Source organism: Streptomyces sp. NPDC005202 (genome assembly GCF_040608235.1).
In the GTDB taxonomy this organism is placed as follows: Bacteria; Actinomycetota; Actinomycetes; order Streptomycetales; family Streptomycetaceae; genus Streptomyces.
This window is the reverse complement of sequence record NZ_JBEXHW010000002.1, coordinates 85,138-99,510: the sequence shown is the minus strand read 5'-3', so window position 1 is coordinate 99,510 and position 14,373 is coordinate 85,138. Positions and strand designations below refer to the sequence as shown.

Genomic DNA, 14,373 nt, shown 5'->3' with positions numbered 1-14,373 from the left:
CATGGGACTGATCTCGGAGGTGCTGCTTCTGCCCTTCGCTCCGGCGCGTGGTAGCGCCTGGGCGATCAGACAGGTGCTCCGCGAGGCGGAGCGCATCTACTACGACCCGGCCACGGTCCGGGCGGAACTCGCCCAGTTGGAGCAGCAGTTGGAGGCAGGCGAGATCGACGAGGAGGAGTTCGACCGGCGGGAGGACGAGCTCCTCGACCGGCTGGAGATCGGCCTGCGCGGGGGCGCGGGGACGGGTGAGGGGACGGCACGATGAATCGAGTGGGACTCGGCCTCGCGCTGGGGGCCGGATACCTCCTGGGACGTACGAAGAAACTGAAACTCGCCTTCGCCGTCGGCAGCCTGGTGGCCGGCAAGGTCCTTCAGCTGCTGGTTCACCAGGTCCGCGAGCCCCTTCGGGCCGAGGTTCATCGAGCCCGAGGAGGACCCCGAGGCGGAAGAGGGTGCCTACGAGGACGAGGAGGGCGAGGAGGAGGACGGCGAGTACGGCTGCCGAAGGGGGGCGGTGACCGATGACCGAGGCCCTCGGATCCGCGACGTCCGCCGCCGGCAAGGCGGCGGGCGGGGCGACCAAGGACACCCCCCTGACCGACCTGGCCCGCAGCGAGGCCGCCGACCGGCTCAAGGCGGAGGTGCAGGAATACCTCGCCGCCCAGGCCCAGCGGCTGCTGGTCGGCGTCGGCCGCAAGCTCGGCGAGACCAAGAAGACGGCGGCGGCCGGCAACGCGACCCGCGCTGCCCGGTCCCGCGGCGCGGTTGGCGCTCTTGACGCCCTTGGCGAAGGTGCTGAAGTCCTGGAACTGCGTCCACTGGTCCGTACGGCCCGAGCAGTGGCGCCAACCTTGCCGACATCCTCGAGCGCGTGCTCGACAAGGGCATCGTCATTGCCGACGACATCCGCATCAACCTGCTCGACATCGAACTGCTCACCGTCAAGCTCCGGCTCATCGTCGCCTCCGTCGACAAGGCGAAGGAGATGGGCATCGACTGGTGGGAGAGCGACCCGGCGCTCTCCTCGCGTGCACGCCGCGACGAACTCGCCCGGGAGAACGCCGAGTTGCGCGAACGACTGGCTCGACTTGAGGAACTGGAGCAGGGCCACTCCGGGAAGAAGGAGGCACCATGACCGGACTGCGGTACGTCTACGCTGTCTGCCGCCCCCTCGGCGCGCCCCTCCAGGCCCAGTTGACCGGGGTGTCCGGCGCCCCGGCCAAGCTGCTCACCCACCACGGCCTGGTCGCCGTCCTCAGCGAGGTGCCGGAGCGGGACTTCGCCGAGGAGCCGCTGCGCGCCCACCTGGAGGACCTGGACTGGCTCGCCGCGACCGCCCGCGCCCACCAGGGCGTGATCGACTCGCTCACCGTCGTCACCACGCCGCTGCCGATGCGGCTCGCCACCGTCTTCCGGGACGACAGCGGCGTGCGCACCATGATCGAGGCCCGCGAGGACCATTTCCGGAGCACTCTGGACCGGCTGGAGGGCCGCGTCGAGTGGGGCATCAAGGTGTACGTCGAGACCGAGCCCCGGGAAACGGCGCAGCCCGCACCGAAGGCCGCGTCCGGCCGGGACTATCTGCGGCAGCGACGGCAGCAGGCGAGGGCACACGAGGATCTGTGGCAGGACGCCGAGCGGTTCGCGACGCGGCTGCACGAGACGCTTTCCTCCTTCGCCGAGGACTCCCGGCTGCACGCGCCGCAGAACACCGCCCTTTCCCGTGCCGCCGGGCGGAATGTGCTCAACGCCGCCTATCTGGTGCCGCGCGCCCATTCCGAGGAGTTCGTGGAACTCGTGGACCGTACCAAGGACGCCCCAGGACTGCGCGTGGAACTCACCGGCCCCTGGGCGGCCTACTCCTTCGCCCAGGACGTCGCGGAAAACGTCGCGGAGGACGTCGCGGAGGACGTCGCGGAGGACGTCGCGGAGGACGTCGCGGAGGACGTCGCGGAGGAGGGGGAGTGACCGTCGTAGAACGCCGTGAGATCGCCCTGGTGGACCTGCTCGACCGGCTGCTGGCCGGCGGCGTGGTGATCACCGGGGACATCACGCTGCGCATCGCGGACGACCTCGTCCGCATCGATCTGAACGCCCTGATCAGCTCGGTGAACGCACAGGTGCCGTCACCCTTCGAGGAGTCGCCGTGACACCGCGCAACCGTCTGGACCTCGAGCCGGACACCGTCGAACGCGACCTGGTCAAGCTCGTGATGACCGTGGTGGAACTGCTGCGCCAGCTCATGGAGCGCCAGGCGCTGCGCCGCTTAGACGTGGGCGACCTGACCGAGGAGCAGGAGGAGCGGGTCGGGCTCACGCTCATGCTCCTGGAGGACCACATGGCCGAGCTGCGCGGGCGCTACGGACTGCGGCCCGAGGACCTGAACCTGGACCTCGGGCCGCTGGGACCTCTGCTTCCCCGGGAATGAGGCCCCTACTTCCCCAGGAATGAGGCCCCTACTTCCCCGGGAATGAATTGCCGGGCTTTTCCCGAAAGCCGGGAATCAGACTTCCATGAAACCGGGAATCAGACTTCCTTGCGGCACAGAATTTCTCCGTGCAGAACGGCGAACCAGCCGTTCTCCCGCTTCCCCCACTCCCGCCAGGCCTCCGACACGGCACGCAGCTGCTCCTCGGTCGCGTGGCCGCCCTCGGTGGCGCGCTCGGCGTACGCCGACGCCAGGGTGCGGTCGGTCCACAGGCCGCTCCACCACTCCCGCTCGGCCGGGGTGGCGAAGGTCCAGGTGCTGGAGGTCGCCGTGACGTCCGTCAGGCCCGCCTCGAGCGCCCAGGACTTCAGCCGGCGCCCCGCGTCCGGCTCGCCGCCGTTGGCGCGGGCCACCCGACGGTAGAGGTCCAGCCAGTCGTCCATACCGGGCACCTCGGGGTACCAGGTCATCGCCGCGTAGTCCGAGTCACGGACGGCGATGAACCCGCCCGGTTTCGTCACCCGCTTCATCTCGCGCAGCGCCTGCACGGGGTCGCCCACGTGCTGCAGCACCTGGTGGGCGTGGACGACGCAGAAGGTGTCGTCCGGGTAGTCCAGGGCGTGTACGTCCGCGACGGCGAAGTCGACGTTGGTCAGCCCCCGCTCGGCCGCCGCGGCCCGGGCCCGGTCCAGGATCCCCGGCGCGTGGTCGACTCCCGTGACGTGCCCGTCGGGCACCAGTTCCGCCAGGTCGGCGGTGATGGTGCCCGGGCCGCAGCCGATGTCCAGGATCTTCATGTGGGGCTTCAGCGAGCCGAGGAGGTACGCCGCGGAGTTGGCGGCGGTGCGCCAGGTGTGCGAACGCAGCACGGACTCGTGGTGCCCGTGCGTGTAGACGGCGGTCTCCCGCGGCTTCGGCATGGCTGTACCCCTTCTCGTCGTCGGGTGTACCGGACCCCGCGGCGTCCGGTACACCCGGGGCGGTGCGTCTCACGGTACGCGGGCATGCCGAATATTGAGACCTGCGTTCTGCAATGTGGACTGACGGAGGGTCAGGTGTCCAGCGGACGATAGACGGTCAGCGCCGCGGGCAGCTTCTCCAGCCGCACCTCGCCCTCCACCTCGGTGACCTCACCGTCGTACGCCAGCAGGGTGCCGGGCGCGACACCGTTCAGGTGCGGCCGGGTCACCTGGACCGCGGCGTGGGCGGGGGAGCGGGTCAGCGGGCCCGCGAGGGCCGCGGAGAGCAGGCGCAGGGCCGGCCGGCGGCCCCCGTGCACCACCCGGACGTCGAGCTTCCCGTCCGCGAGGTCCAGCCGGCGGCCCGGCGCGAGGCCCATGCGGTGGTAGGTGCCGTTCCCGGCGAACAGCAGCCACAGCGGCCGGGGCCGGCCCTGGATCTCGGCCTCCAGCGGATGCCGGTCCGCGCGCAGCGCGCGCAGGGCCGCGAGCACCCCGGCCGGCCAGCCGCCGATCCGGTGCGCCCAGCGCTCCCGCTCGCGCACCAGCTCCGGATACACGCCCAGGCTGAACGTGTTGAGGAAGATCCCCTGCTTGTCGCCGGAGACGAACCGGCCCACGTCCACGCGCACGGCCTCGCCCCGCGCCAGGGCCCGGCTCAGGCCCCGCACGTCCTCCACGCCCAGGTCGTACGCGAAGTGGTTGAGCGTGCCGCCCGGCAGCACCGCCAGCGGCAGGCCGTGGCGCAGCGCGACCTCGGCGGCCGCGTTCACAGTGCCATCGCCGCCGCACACCCCGAGCACCCGGGCGCGGGCGGCCGCCTTCTCCAACTCGCCCGGAACGTCCGCCGGTTCGCACTCGACGACCTCCGCCTGCGGCAGCGCGTCGCGCAGCGTGCGGGCGCGGTCCGCGGTGCCCGAGGCGGTGTTCGCCACGACGACCAGGCCCGCGCCGTCGGGCAGCGTCGGCACGTCGGCGCGGGGCCGGGCCGGCGGGACAATCTGGGCGCGCGTCGGCACCAGGCCCCGTACGGCGAACGCGGCGCCCGCGCCCAGGGCCGCGCCCGCCAGCACGTCGCTCGGGAAGTGGACGCCGGTGTAGACGCGGGAGACGGCGACCGAGAAGGCGACCGGGGCCACCGCCGCGCCCCAGGCCGGGGACTCCAGGGCGACGCCGGTCGCGAAGGCGGCCGCGGATGCCGAGTGACCGGACGGGAACGACGTGGTGATCGGCTGCCGCTTCAGCCGGCGCACCAGCGGCACCGGGTCCAGCTCGGGCCGGGGCCGGCGCACCGAGCGCTTGCCGAGGGTGTTGATGGTCAGGGAGGCCAGGCTCAGGGAGGCCAGGCCCCGGGCGGCGGCGCGGCGGGCCCGCGGCGTGCGGCTCGCCGCCATGGCGGCCGCCGTCGCGAACCACAGCACCCCGTGGTTCGCGCTCCGGCTCAGCCGTGGCAGGACGGGCTCTGCAGCCGGCCAGTGGCGCTCGGCCGCGAACTCGAACACACGGCAGTCCAGGGCCAGCAGGCGCTTGAGGACGGCGTGGCCACCGGTCTTCGGGGCGGTGAGGTCGACGTCTGGACTCATACCGGGGCGGGTACCCTGAAGTGGCCGTTTCTTGTGCGTGGAGGGCGGCACCGACTGCGGAGGACCCCTGGATGCGCCTGCTCCTCGTACGCCACGGCCAGACCCCGTCCAACGTGGACTTCCTGCTGGACACGACCGTCCTGGGACCGGGCCTGACCGAGCTCGGCGAGCGGCAGGCGGCCGCGTTGCCCGGGGTACTCGCCGACGAGGACATCGAAGCGGTCTACGCCTCCACCCTCGTGCGCACCCAGCTCACCGCCGCCCCGTTGGCCGCCGCCCGGGGACTGGACGTGATCGTCCGCGACGGCATCCGCGAGCTGTCCGCCGGCGATCTGGAGATGCTGCCCGGCGACTCCGAACGCGGGCGGACGTACATGCAGACGGTGCTCGCCTGGGCCGCCGGTGACACACAGCTGCGGGTGCCCGGCGGCGAGAGCGGCGCGGAGGCGCTCGCGCGGTACGACGCCGTCGTCGCCGAGGCCGCCCGAAGCGGGGCCGGAACCGTCGCCATGGTCAGCCACGGCGCGGCCATCCGCCTGTGGACCGCGGCCCGCGCGCACAACCTCGACGCGGACTTCGCCGCCGCCCACCCGCTCGACAACACCGGCGTCGTGGTCCTGGAGGGCTCGCCCGCCGACAACTGGAAGGCCCTGTCGTGGGTCGGCGCGGTCGTGGCGCCCGCGGCGGAGGCCGGCCCGACGGGGCGGCCGGTCGAGGCCCGATAAGCGTTTGCCCCGCCCGGGGCGCCGCCCACAGAATGCCTCCTCATGGGACATCTGGAAGCCGCGCACCCCAAGTACTGCCTCCCCGACGGGAGGGCGCTGCTCGGCGACGTGTCCTTCCGGGTGGGCGAAGAAGCCGTCGTGGCCCTCGACGGTCCCAACGGCGCCGGCAAGACGACCCTGCTCCGGCTGATTTCCGGCGAGCTGAAACCGCACACGCGCACCCCGAGCTGGAGGGCCGCACCCTCCTCGACATCCTGTGGAAGGAGCACTCCCAGGACCGCGGCGCCGCCATGTCCCGGCTGCGCCGCTACGAGCTGACCGCCCAGGCCGAACGGACCTTCGACCGGCTCTCCGGTGGCCAGCAGGCACGGTTCCAGATCCTGCTGCTGGAGCTGGCGGGCGCCACGGCCCTGCTCCTGGACGAGCCGACCGACAACCTGGACCTGGAGTCCGCCGAGGCCCTCCAGGAGGGCCTGGAGGCCTTCCACGGCACGGTCCTCGCGGTCACCCACGACCGCTGGTTCGCCCGCTCCTTCGACCGCTACCTGGGCTTCGGCAGCGACGGCCGCGTCCGCGAGACACCGGAGCCGGTGTGGGACGAGCGACGCGTGGAGCGGTCGCGCCAACCCTCCGGACGCCGACGCGGCCCGCCGCCCGGCGGGTGGAGCGGATGCGCCGGCCCTCCGGGGCGCCCCGCCCGGTCCGCCGGCTCTCCGGGGCGCCGGCCGGTCGCGCGGGTTCTTCGGGGCGCCGACCGGTCCGCGGGTTCTTCGGGGCGCCGGCCGGTCCGCGGGTTCTTCGGGGCGCCGGCCGGTCGCGCGGGTTCTTCGGGGCGCCGGCCGGTCCGCGGGTTCTTCGGGGCGCCGGCCGGTCCGCGGGTTCTTCGGGGCGCCGGCCGGTCCGCGAGCCGGTCACTTCCAGCGGAGGATGGCGCCCAGGCCGCCCACCGGCACGTCTTCCTCCGCCGCCGCGGCCACCGGGGCCAGCGACAGCGCCGAGGCATCCGTGGCGACGGCGGAGCGGATCAGGGCGTCGTCGGCGCGGGCCGGCCAGGAGTGCTGCTCGCCGAGGATCTCGAGGTCCGTACGGCGCACCGCCAGCTGGTCGGGGTCCTCGCCGATCCACACCTCGCGGTGCACATCAGAGCCGTCCGGGCGAATCAGCAGCTCCTCCAGACGGCGCTCGCGGGCCGCCTCGACCAGCGCGGGCACGCCCTCGACCGCCCCGGCCCGCCCCTCGGCGTCCGGGGTGCGGGCCGCCCGGAACCGGTCCAGCTCGGCCTCGAGGCGCCGGCGCACGTGATCGGCGCGGATCCGCTCCACGTCCTCGTCCAGCAGCCTGCTGCCGGTGCCGTGCGGGGCCTCCACCACCCGACCGCGCAGCCGCTTGGGCAACCGCTCGTGCACCTCGCGCCGCTCCCGCTCGTCACCGACGAGGACCAGCAGGTCGGCCCGCGTCTCCTCCTGGCAGACGCTGAGCGCGTCGGCGATCTCCGCCGCGTTGTGCTCCCAGGTGTTCTCCACCTTCAGCTGGAAGTGGCGCTCCGACCAGTCGACGCTGCTCGTGCGGTGGATGGGCCACTGCCGTCCCACCACCGCGCCGGCTTCCTGCCGGCCCAGCGCGCTGCGCAGCTCGAAGTCGGCGCCCTTGCGGTCGACGTACGCGACGATCGCGACAGGGTCCTCACCCGCCAGGTCCAGCAGCGGTGCCACGCGCGGCAGGGGTGCCCATTCGGCCCGGCTGCCGCCCTGCGGGGGGCGGGCCAGGTGCGGGTCGAGGACGACCGCGCCGGCCCGCGCGAACAGGGCACGCCCATGGGGATCGGGGGAGTGGCGCAGGTCCTCGACGGCGCTCTCCACCGCCCGGCAGGTGGCGTCGTCCGCCCCCTGCTCGGACAGCTCCCGGGCCATCGCCTGCGCCGTCAGGTGCAGCGCGTGGGGCGTGTCCTCCGCGTGCCGGGAGGTGTCGACGTACACGGAGGCCCAGGGGCCGCAATGTTCGTACAGTGGATGCAGAAGGGCGAGATCCATGGCTCCCTCCCGGATGCCGCTCGGGGTAGTGCTTGCCGAGCGGGTACCCGGACCGCATGAACGAACACGACGAGCGGGGCAACACCATGACCGGAGTCGACCCGGGACGGCTGGACGACCAGCAGCTCATGAAGGAGCTGGAGACCATCCACCGCACGCGTCACGACGCGCTGCTGTACGGCTCGAACGACGCGCTGCGGGCCCACAACGATCGCATGGCGCAGCTCGAGGGCGAGTACCTGCGCCGCAACCCGCGGCGGCCCGTCGCCGCGGGCCGCACACGCGAAGGGGCCCGGGAACGCGGGTGCGGGGCGTCGGCGACTCCCCGTACCTGAAATGTCTGCCGGCCGCGCTTGGAATGTCTGTCGGCCGCGCCTGGAGGACTGCCGGTCGTGTGAAACATCTGCCGGTCGTGCCCGCCGGTGCGCTTCCTGGGGCGCGCCGGCGGGCATCGCATGCCTTGATCAGCCGGCGTTTTCGGCGAACACGTCCAGGAAGGCCTCGCAGAACGCCTTCAGATCGTCCGGCTTGCGGCTGGTGACCAGCTTGTTGGGACCCTGTTCGCAGATCTTCACCTGCTCGTCGACCCAGGTGCCGCCCGCGTTGCGGATGTCCGTCCTGAGGCTCGGCCATGAGGTCAGCACCCGGCCGCGCACGACGTCCGCCTCGACCAGCGTCCACGGCGCGTGGCAGATCGCGGCGACCGGGCGGCCCTGCTCGAAGAAGTCGCGCACGAACGCCACGGCCTTCTCGTTCATGCGCAGGAAGTCCGGGTTGGCCACGCCGCCCGGCAGGACGAGGGCGCCGAAGGAGTCGGCGGAGGTGTCCCCGACGACCTCGTCGACGCGGAAGGTGTCCGCCTTGTCCAGGTGGTTGAAGGCCTGGACTTCGCCGGACTTCGTGGACACGAGCACGGTCTCGTGGCCGGCGTCGGAGGCCGCCTTCCAGGGCTCGGTGAGCTCAACCTGCTCGACGCCTTCGGGTGCGGTCAGAAATGCGATGCGCATGATGGTTCAACGTCCTTTCGTCGCTCGCCAACGGGCCTGGTCGCCCTTGGCGCGCTTCTTCTTCGCCCTGGCCGCCCGTCGGCAGCGCAGCAGCTCCTCGCCGTACGGCAGGAGCACGCACGCGCTGATCGCGGCGGCGATGCCCGCGAGGTAGCCGGGCGACAGCGGCTGCCGGCGCGGCACAAGCCGCCAGGCGTCCGGATCGTCGCGGCCGCCCCGCAGCAGCGACTTCACGTGGTCGGAGTGCAGGCACATCAGGGAGGCCAGCGCCGCGAACGGCAGCGACTCCAGGAAGCTGTGGATGTGCGCTCGACCTCGCGGTCGCTCTCGACGGCCGTGCGCACGTCCCACAGCGCGGTCGCCTCGTGCACTGCTGCCCCGCCCAGCTGCACGGCTAGCAGCAGGGGGTTGATCTCGTAGCGCAGGGTGAGCGCGATGGGGAGGCCGACCTCGGCCATCATCAGCGAGTGGATGAGGGACTCCTTCGTCCCCGCCGTGTCCTCGATCCGGGTGCGCCGGTGCATCGCCCAGTCGGCGAGACCGGGGACGAACCAGCCCGGCAGGAGTCCGTAGAGGAGGTAGCGGGTGGTGGCGTCACCCACGTCGACGGTGGCGCTGCCGGAGGCGATCTCGGCGGCCTGGTCCCGGCTCATGCGGTGGCCCCGGCGTCCGGCTCGGCGCGGCTGATGTCGGCGAGCGCCGAGTCCGGGTCCTGCGCCTCGGCCAGGTCTCCCAGGGTCACCATGCCGACCGGCAGACCGTCCTCGACGACGGGGAGCCGGCGTACGGCGTGCTCGCGCATCAGCGCGACGGCTGCCGACACGGGGTCGTACGGGCCGACGACGAACGGGTCCGGCGTGCACACGGCCCGCGCGCCCACGGTCTGCGGATCGAGGCCCTCGGCCACGGCCCGCACCGCGATGTCACGGTCGGTGAGCACGCCGACGACCTCCTGCCCGTCGGCGACCACGACGTCCCCGATGCCCTGGTCGCGCATCAGCTGGGCCGCCTCGACGAGCGAGGCGTCCGGGCGGACGGCGACGATGCCCGGTGTCATGACGTCCCTCACGAAATCAGCCATATTTCAGGCCCTTCCTGCCTTTCTTCCTGCCTCTGCGGTGGGGGTGCTGCGGTCGTGGCGTACGGCGTCGCCCGCAGTACCCCCGGGCCGGGGGCCTATGCGCGGTCCTCCCGCGCGGGCCGCTCGGCGTGCGTCAGTGCCTGGGCCAGCTCCTGGACGTTGGCGTAGCGCGCCTTGCGGGGCAGCCGCTCCATCGCCTCGACCAGGTCGTCGGGCGCGTTCTTGCGGCGCAGGGTGCGCGTCAGCTCTCCGGGGCTCGCGGGAAAGGCGCTGCGCCCCAGGATCCGGGCCAGCTCCAGACGAACGCTCTCCAGGGACGCCCGGGACGAGCCCGGCGCCACCTGTCCGCGCCAGACCTCCGGGTCGTCGTCGGCGGTCGGCTCCGGGTCGTACCACTCCTCGCTCCGCGTGGGGTGCCCGGACCTGAGCAGACCCTGCAGTTCGTGCTTCATCTCGTCGTCACGGTGGACGCTCAGCCGGTCACTGCCTCGCTGCATGTCTCCCTCCAGCTCTTCGGGTGGCCACCGCGTACCCGTGCACGGGGAGCCGACACGGCTTTCGCGGGACGGATAAGCGGTCGAACGGTGGCCGGGGTGAGGCGGCCGGCCCGCCGGCTACTTCTTCCCGCGGCGCGGCAGGAACTCCTGCACCTTCGCCTTGAGCCCCTGCTTGACCACGGACGCCCGGTCCGCGTCGCCCCTGAGGATCGCGGCGGCCGTCGCCTCCATCTGCTCCCACGTGGCGTGCGGCGGGACCGGCGGCACCGCCGGGTCGGTGAGGAACTCGATCACGGCAGGGCCGTCCGCCTCGAGACCCGCACGCCAGCCCGCCTCGACGTCCTCCGGCTTCTCCACCCGCACCCCGGTCAGCCCCAGGGAACGGGCGAAGGCCGCGTACTGCACGTCCGGGATCTCCTGCGAGGGCAGGAAGGAGGGGGCGCCGCCCATGGCGCGCAGCTCCCAGGTGACCTGGTTGAGATCGTGGTTGTTCCAGACGGCCACGACCAGCCGCGGATCGTCCCAGCGGTGCTTGTACTTCGCCGCCGTGATCAGCTCGGCCATGCCGTTCATCTGCATCGCACCGTCCCCGACCAGCGCGATCGCGGGCCGGTTGGGATGGGCGAACTTCGCCCCGATGGCGTACGGCACCCCGCAGCCCATCGTCGCCAGCGTGCCGGACAGCGACGACCGCATGCGGCTGCGCATTGTCAGATGTCGCGCGTACCAGTTCGCCACCGAGCCGGAGTCGGAGGTGACGATCGCGTCGTCCGGCAGCAGCGGGTCCAGGGCGCGGGCCACGTACTCCGGGTTGATCGGGTCGGCCGACAGGTTTGCCCGGCGCTCCATGACCTCCCGCCAGCGCCGCACGTTCGCGCACACCGTGTCGAACCACTCGCGGCCGCGGTCGGGGTTCAGCAGCGGGGTCAGCCGCTCCAGCGTCGCCCTGGCGTCGCCGACCAGGTTCACCTCGTACGGGTAACGCATCCCGATCATGTGCGGGTCGATGTCGATCTGCACGCCCCGCGCCTCGCCGAACTCCGGCAGGAACTGCGTGTACGGGAACGAGGAGCCGATCGTCAGCAGCGTGTCGCAGTCGCGCATCAACTCGTACGACGGACGGGTGCCCAGCAGGCCGATCGAGCCGGTGACGTAGGGGAGTTCGTCGCTGAGGACGTCCTTGCCGAGCAGCGCCTTTGCGACGCCCGCGCCGAGCAGTTCGGCGATCCGCTCCACCTCCGCCCGGGCCCCGGCCGCGCCCTGCCCGATCAGGATGGCCACCTTGTCGCCCGCGTTGAGGATGTCGGCGGCCCGTTGCAGCGAGTCCTCGCTGGGGATCGCCGTCCAGGCGCTGCGGTCCAGGCTGGAGGGCACCATCTTGAACTCGTGCGTCGGCGGCGAGTAGTCGAGCTCCTGCACATCGCCGGGGATGATGACCGCGGTGGGGCAGCGGCGGGCGTACGCGGTGCGGATGGCCCGGTCCAGCACGTTCGGCAGCTGCTCGGGGACCGTCACCGTCTCCACGAAGTCGGAGGCGACGTCCTTGAACAGCGTGTGCAGGTCCACCTCCTGCTGGTAGGAGCCGCCCATCGCCGTGCGGTGCGTCTGGCCGACGATCGCCAGCACCGGCACATGGTCGAGCTTCGCGTCGTACAGGCCGTTGAGCAGGTGGATCGCGCCGGGTCCGGACGTCGCCGCGCACACGCCGAGGCGCCCGCTGAACTTGGCGTAGCCCACCGCCTGGAGCGCGGCCATCTCCTCGTGCCGGGCCTGGATGAAGCGCGGCTGGTCCTCAGCCCGCCCCCAGGCGGCCAGGAGGCCGTTGATGCCGTCGCCCGGATAGCCGAAGACGTCCTTCACACCCCATTCGCGCAGCCGCTGCAGGATGTGGTCGGCGACCTTGGTGTTCATGGTACGGACCTCCGGACTGAGACGAAGACACAGGCAGCACCGTCACGAGTCACCCTCCGGGCTGCCGGAAAACCTGCCGGGGTGTTTTGCGTCCGGGGGTCGGGGGCAGGCGCAGTCACAGTGCTTCGGACCGGAGGCACGTCCGTGGGAGCGGCTCAAGAAGTCGCCACGGGTGCGTCCGGATCCCGGCCGCGCTCCCACGGTGACCGTCCATCCCAGAGCACTCCAAGGGAGTTGCGACGCACCATGCGAACTCAAGCGAGCGCGAAGCACCACCCGCACGACGACGCCCCCGACACCGCAGAGGCATTCCGCAGGCTCGCCTCGCTCCCCCCGGGACAGCAGCGCGACGCTCTCCGCGAGGAGATCGTCGAGGCGTGGCTGCCCATGGCCGAACGGCTCGCGGGCCGCTTCCGCAGCCGCGGCGAAAGCTTCGAGGACCTCCGCCAGGTCGCGGCCCTCGGCCTGATCAAGGCGGTCGACCGCTACGACCCCGAGCGGGGCAACGCCTTCGAGAGCTACGCCGTCCCCACCATCACCGGCGAGATCAAGCGGCACTTCCGCGACCACATGTGGACCCTGCACGTGCCGCGCCGGGTGCAGGACCTGCGCAGCCGCGTCCGGTTCGCCTGCCAGGACCTGTCGCAGACGATCTCGGGCCGGCAGCCCACCGTCGCCGAGATCGCCGAGCACGCCCACCTGAGCGAGGAGGACGTCCAGGTCGGCCTGGAGGCGCTGGAGAGCTTCACCGCGCTCTCGCTCGACGCGGTTCTGCCCGGCAGCGAGGACGGGTACTCCCTGAGCGACTCCCTCGGCTCGACCGATCCCGCGCTGGACACCGTCGTGGACCGCGAGGCCGTCAAGCTGCGGCTGGCGGCGCTGCCCGAGCGGGAGCAGGCCATCCTGTACATGCGGTTCTTCGGCGACATGACGCAAAGTTGCATCGCCGAGCAGCTGGGGATCTCGCAGATGCACGTGTCGCGGCTGATCAGCCGGTGCTGCAGTCGGCTGCGGGACCAGGTGATGCGGGACGTGGCGTAGGTCTCGTGCGTGGCGTGGGCCCGGCGGTGTCACCCGGTAGGCCGCCCGCGTCCCGCTAATGGGGCTCGGCCGCTCGCGGTTGGTGGCTCGAGCGGCTGTGATGGCTGTACAGGCATGACCGTCGTGCCGGAGTCGCTGTCGGCAAAGGAGCCCCGCCCATGCGTCGTACCCCCCGTGTCCTGTCTGTCGCCGTCCTGGGCGGCCTCATAGCGGGCACCGCCGCCGCGGCCGGGTCCGCGGCGGCGGTGCCGAAAACCCGTCAGCCCGGCGGCGTCGCCGTCTTCGCCGCCTGTGAGCCGACCGGCACCACCCTCGGTGCCCCCGCGGACGCCGTCGACGCGGGCGCGACCGCGGACGGCCGGAACGTGTCGTGGAGCGTGGACGGCTCCTGCAAGGCGGCGACCGGTGGCGAGGGCGGGGGGCGCAGCGCGGGATTCGCGCTCCCGCCCGACGGCTCCGAGAACGAGACCTCCCAGGACGCCTCCGGCGACGAGGTCCCCCAGACTCCCTCCCCCGAGGACGTCCCCCAGGACCCGGTGTTGACCCACGATCCCTCCCCCGACGAGGCCTCTCAGGACGCCTCCCACGGCCAGGCTGCGCAGGACCCGTCCCGGCAGGAGGGCGCGCGTGACCCCTCCCGCGACCAGGGCTCCGGCAACCCGTCCCGCCAGGAGGGCGCGCGTGACCCCTCCCGTGACGCCGTCTCCCGCGACCCCGGCCGGTCCTGCACCCGGCGCTCCGACGGCTCTTGCGAGGACGCCGTGATCCAGCCCGGCGTGCAGGCCGGTGCGGACGGCACCTTCAGCGCGTCCGCGCCGGCGTTCGTCGCCGGCGGTGTACTGATCGCGGCGGGGTTCGGGGCCTCGGCGCGCCGCGCGTGGCGCCGCAGGAGAGCGGCCGGCTGACCCGGGCCGCACGACGCCGTACGTCCCTGTGACCTCCGCAACCCGGCCGGGCGGCCATGGCACGGCGCCGACGGGGTACTCACAGCCCGAGGGCACGGCCCCGGCGTACGAACGGATCTGCCCCCTCGCGAACCGGCCCACGGCGGACACACGGACCCGCACGGCCTCACGGCGACAGGACACGGCATCAGGGACTGCGCGGAGGT

General features: G+C 72.7%; 18 protein-coding genes and 3 pseudogenes. 12 read left to right on the top strand and 9 right to left on the bottom strand.

Annotation, left to right across the window (positions count from 1 at the left end; genetic code table 11):
• Nucleotide 1 precedes the first annotated feature (1 nt).
• From ABZV31_RS04160 to ABZV31_RS04130, 7 genes and pseudogenes are all read left to right on the top strand, one after another.
• A complete protein-coding gene (locus ABZV31_RS04160) occupies nucleotides 2-265 on the top strand; it encodes a gas vesicle protein GvpG (protein WP_355887841.1) in 264 nt (87 codons plus the stop codon).
• Nucleotides 262-378: pseudogene (locus tag ABZV31_RS04155) on the top strand (DNA primase); the annotation flags it as partial. The gene ABZV31_RS04160 and the pseudogene ABZV31_RS04155, both read left to right, overlap by 4 nt.
• Before the next feature lie 143 nt (nucleotides 379-521).
• Nucleotides 522-710, top strand: a pseudogene (locus tag ABZV31_RS04150) (cyclase); the annotation flags it as partial.
• Between the two features lie 149 nt (nucleotides 711-859).
• Complete coding sequence (locus ABZV31_RS04145; RefSeq protein WP_355888993.1) at nucleotides 860-1,135, top strand: gas vesicle protein; 276 nt, start codon at nucleotides 860-862, stop codon at nucleotides 1,133-1,135.
• Nucleotides 1,132-1,968, top strand: a complete 837-nt coding sequence (locus ABZV31_RS04140) for a GvpL/GvpF family gas vesicle protein (protein WP_355887838.1) — start codon at nucleotides 1,132-1,134, stop codon at nucleotides 1,966-1,968. Before ABZV31_RS04145 ends, ABZV31_RS04140 begins: the two co-directional genes overlap by 4 nt.
• On the top strand, nucleotides 1,965-2,150 hold the full coding sequence (locus ABZV31_RS04135; protein WP_355888991.1) for a gas vesicle protein: 186 nt from the start codon (nucleotides 1,965-1,967) through the stop codon (nucleotides 2,148-2,150). The genes ABZV31_RS04140 and ABZV31_RS04135 overlap by 4 nt, the downstream gene beginning before the upstream one ends.
• Entirely contained in the window at nucleotides 2,147-2,428 is a 282-nt protein-coding gene (locus ABZV31_RS04130) for a gas vesicle protein K (protein WP_355887835.1), read from the top strand. The genes ABZV31_RS04135 and ABZV31_RS04130 overlap by 4 nt, the downstream gene beginning before the upstream one ends.
• Before the next feature lie 98 nt (nucleotides 2,429-2,526).
• On the opposite strand, the gene ABZV31_RS04125 is transcribed toward ABZV31_RS04130, so the two are convergent.
• Nucleotides 2,527-3,348, bottom strand: a complete 822-nt coding sequence (locus ABZV31_RS04125) for a class I SAM-dependent methyltransferase (protein WP_355887832.1) — start codon at nucleotides 3,346-3,348, stop codon at nucleotides 2,527-2,529.
• Nucleotides 3,349-3,479: 131 nt separating this feature from the next.
• Nucleotides 3,480-4,970, bottom strand: coding sequence for a phosphatase PAP2 family protein (locus ABZV31_RS04120; protein WP_355887830.1), 1,491 nt, complete (start codon nucleotides 4,968-4,970; stop codon nucleotides 3,480-3,482).
• A gap of 71 nt (nucleotides 4,971-5,041) precedes the next feature.
• Here ABZV31_RS04120 and ABZV31_RS04115 point away from each other — a divergent pair, with 71 nt between their 5' ends.
• Nucleotides 5,042-5,695, top strand: coding sequence for a histidine phosphatase family protein (locus ABZV31_RS04115; protein WP_355887829.1), 654 nt, complete (start codon nucleotides 5,042-5,044; stop codon nucleotides 5,693-5,695).
• A gap of 138 nt (nucleotides 5,696-5,833) precedes the next feature.
• Nucleotides 5,834-6,318: pseudogene (locus ABZV31_RS04110) on the top strand (ATP-binding cassette domain-containing protein); the annotation flags it as partial.
• 288 nt (nucleotides 6,319-6,606) lie between these two features.
• Here ABZV31_RS04110 and ABZV31_RS04105 read toward each other — a convergent pair.
• Nucleotides 6,607-7,725: a Vms1/Ankzf1 family peptidyl-tRNA hydrolase gene (locus tag ABZV31_RS04105; RefSeq protein ID WP_355887827.1), complete on the bottom strand. Its 1,119-nt coding sequence runs from the start codon at nucleotides 7,723-7,725 to the stop codon at nucleotides 6,607-6,609.
• 56 nt (nucleotides 7,726-7,781) lie between these two features.
• On the opposite strand from ABZV31_RS04105, the gene ABZV31_RS04100 reads away from it, so the two are divergent.
• The gene (locus ABZV31_RS04100) at nucleotides 7,782-8,060 is read left to right on the top strand and encodes a DUF6158 family protein (RefSeq protein WP_355887824.1); all 279 of its coding nucleotides are present in this window, start codon (nucleotides 7,782-7,784) and stop codon (nucleotides 8,058-8,060) included.
• A 129-nt stretch (nucleotides 8,061-8,189) separates the two neighbouring features.
• On the opposite strand, the gene ABZV31_RS04095 is transcribed toward ABZV31_RS04100, so the two are convergent.
• The 6 genes from ABZV31_RS04095 to ABZV31_RS04070 form a co-directional block, all read right to left on the bottom strand.
• Nucleotides 8,190-8,732, bottom strand: a complete 543-nt coding sequence (locus ABZV31_RS04095; RefSeq protein WP_355887822.1) for a type 1 glutamine amidotransferase domain-containing protein — start codon at nucleotides 8,730-8,732, stop codon at nucleotides 8,190-8,192.
• A 6-nt stretch (nucleotides 8,733-8,738) separates the two neighbouring features.
• The gene (locus tag ABZV31_RS04090) at nucleotides 8,739-8,987 is read right to left on the bottom strand and encodes a hypothetical protein (protein WP_355887819.1); all 249 of its coding nucleotides are present in this window, start codon (nucleotides 8,985-8,987) and stop codon (nucleotides 8,739-8,741) included.
• Complete coding sequence (locus tag ABZV31_RS04085) at nucleotides 8,987-9,385, bottom strand: hypothetical protein (protein WP_355887816.1); 399 nt, start codon at nucleotides 9,383-9,385, stop codon at nucleotides 8,987-8,989. The genes ABZV31_RS04090 and ABZV31_RS04085 overlap by 1 nt, the downstream gene beginning before the upstream one ends.
• A complete protein-coding gene (locus tag ABZV31_RS04080; RefSeq protein WP_355887812.1) occupies nucleotides 9,382-9,813 on the bottom strand; it encodes a CBS domain-containing protein in 432 nt (143 codons plus the stop codon). The genes ABZV31_RS04085 and ABZV31_RS04080 overlap by 4 nt, the downstream gene beginning before the upstream one ends.
• 95 nt (nucleotides 9,814-9,908) lie before the next feature.
• On the bottom strand, nucleotides 9,909-10,310 hold the full coding sequence (locus ABZV31_RS04075; protein WP_355887809.1) for a DUF2795 domain-containing protein: 402 nt from the start codon (nucleotides 10,308-10,310) through the stop codon (nucleotides 9,909-9,911).
• A 117-nt stretch (nucleotides 10,311-10,427) separates the two neighbouring features.
• Nucleotides 10,428-12,221 carry a thiamine pyrophosphate-requiring protein gene (locus ABZV31_RS04070; RefSeq protein ID WP_355887806.1) on the bottom strand — a complete coding sequence of 598 codons (1,794 nt, stop codon included), beginning with the start codon at nucleotides 12,219-12,221 and terminating at the stop codon, nucleotides 10,428-10,430.
• 246 nt (nucleotides 12,222-12,467) lie between these two features.
• Here ABZV31_RS04070 and ABZV31_RS04065 point away from each other — a divergent pair, with 246 nt between their 5' ends.
• Both ABZV31_RS04065 and ABZV31_RS04060 read left to right on the top strand, forming a co-directional pair.
• The gene (locus tag ABZV31_RS04065; protein ID WP_355887804.1) at nucleotides 12,468-13,262 is read left to right on the top strand and encodes an RNA polymerase sigma factor SigF; all 795 of its coding nucleotides are present in this window, start codon (nucleotides 12,468-12,470) and stop codon (nucleotides 13,260-13,262) included.
• Between the two features lie 158 nt (nucleotides 13,263-13,420).
• Entirely contained in the window at nucleotides 13,421-14,167 is a 747-nt protein-coding gene (locus ABZV31_RS04060) for a hypothetical protein (protein ID WP_355887801.1), read from the top strand.
• The last annotated feature ends 206 nt before the right edge of the window (nucleotides 14,168-14,373 follow it).

Coding starts and splice junctions, on each gene's coding strand:
- ABZV31_RS04160 (WP_355887841.1), top strand. CDS start 2: ATGGGACTGATCTCGGAGGTGCTGCTTCTGCCCTTCGCTCCGGCGCGT.
- ABZV31_RS04140 (WP_355887838.1), top strand. CDS start 1,132: ATGACCGGACTGCGGTACGTCTACGCTGTCTGCCGCCCCCTCGGCGCG.
- ABZV31_RS04125 (WP_355887832.1), bottom strand. CDS start 3,348: ATGCCGAAGCCGCGGGAGACCGCCGTCTACACGCACGGGCACCACGAG.
- ABZV31_RS04120 (WP_355887830.1), bottom strand. CDS start 4,970: ATGAGTCCAGACGTCGACCTCACCGCCCCGAAGACCGGTGGCCACGCC.
- ABZV31_RS04115 (WP_355887829.1), top strand. CDS start 5,042: ATGCGCCTGCTCCTCGTACGCCACGGCCAGACCCCGTCCAACGTGGAC.
- ABZV31_RS04105 (WP_355887827.1), bottom strand. CDS start 7,725: ATGGATCTCGCCCTTCTGCATCCACTGTACGAACATTGCGGCCCCTGG.
- ABZV31_RS04100 (WP_355887824.1), top strand. CDS start 7,782: ATGAACGAACACGACGAGCGGGGCAACACCATGACCGGAGTCGACCCG.
- ABZV31_RS04095 (WP_355887822.1), bottom strand. CDS start 8,732: ATGCGCATCGCATTTCTGACCGCACCCGAAGGCGTCGAGCAGGTTGAG.
- ABZV31_RS04090 (WP_355887819.1), bottom strand. CDS start 8,987: ATGTGCCTGCACTCCGACCACGTGAAGTCGCTGCTGCGGGGCGGCCGC.
- ABZV31_RS04085 (WP_355887816.1), bottom strand. CDS start 9,385: ATGAGCCGGGACCAGGCCGCCGAGATCGCCTCCGGCAGCGCCACCGTC.
- ABZV31_RS04080 (WP_355887812.1), bottom strand. CDS start 9,813: ATGGCTGATTTCGTGAGGGACGTCATGACACCGGGCATCGTCGCCGTC.
- ABZV31_RS04075 (WP_355887809.1), bottom strand. CDS start 10,310: ATGCAGCGAGGCAGTGACCGGCTGAGCGTCCACCGTGACGACGAGATG.
- ABZV31_RS04070 (WP_355887806.1), bottom strand. CDS start 12,221: ATGAACACCAAGGTCGCCGACCACATCCTGCAGCGGCTGCGCGAATGG.
- ABZV31_RS04065 (WP_355887804.1), top strand. CDS start 12,468: ATGCGAACTCAAGCGAGCGCGAAGCACCACCCGCACGACGACGCCCCC.
- ABZV31_RS04060 (WP_355887801.1), top strand. CDS start 13,421: ATGCGTCGTACCCCCCGTGTCCTGTCTGTCGCCGTCCTGGGCGGCCTC.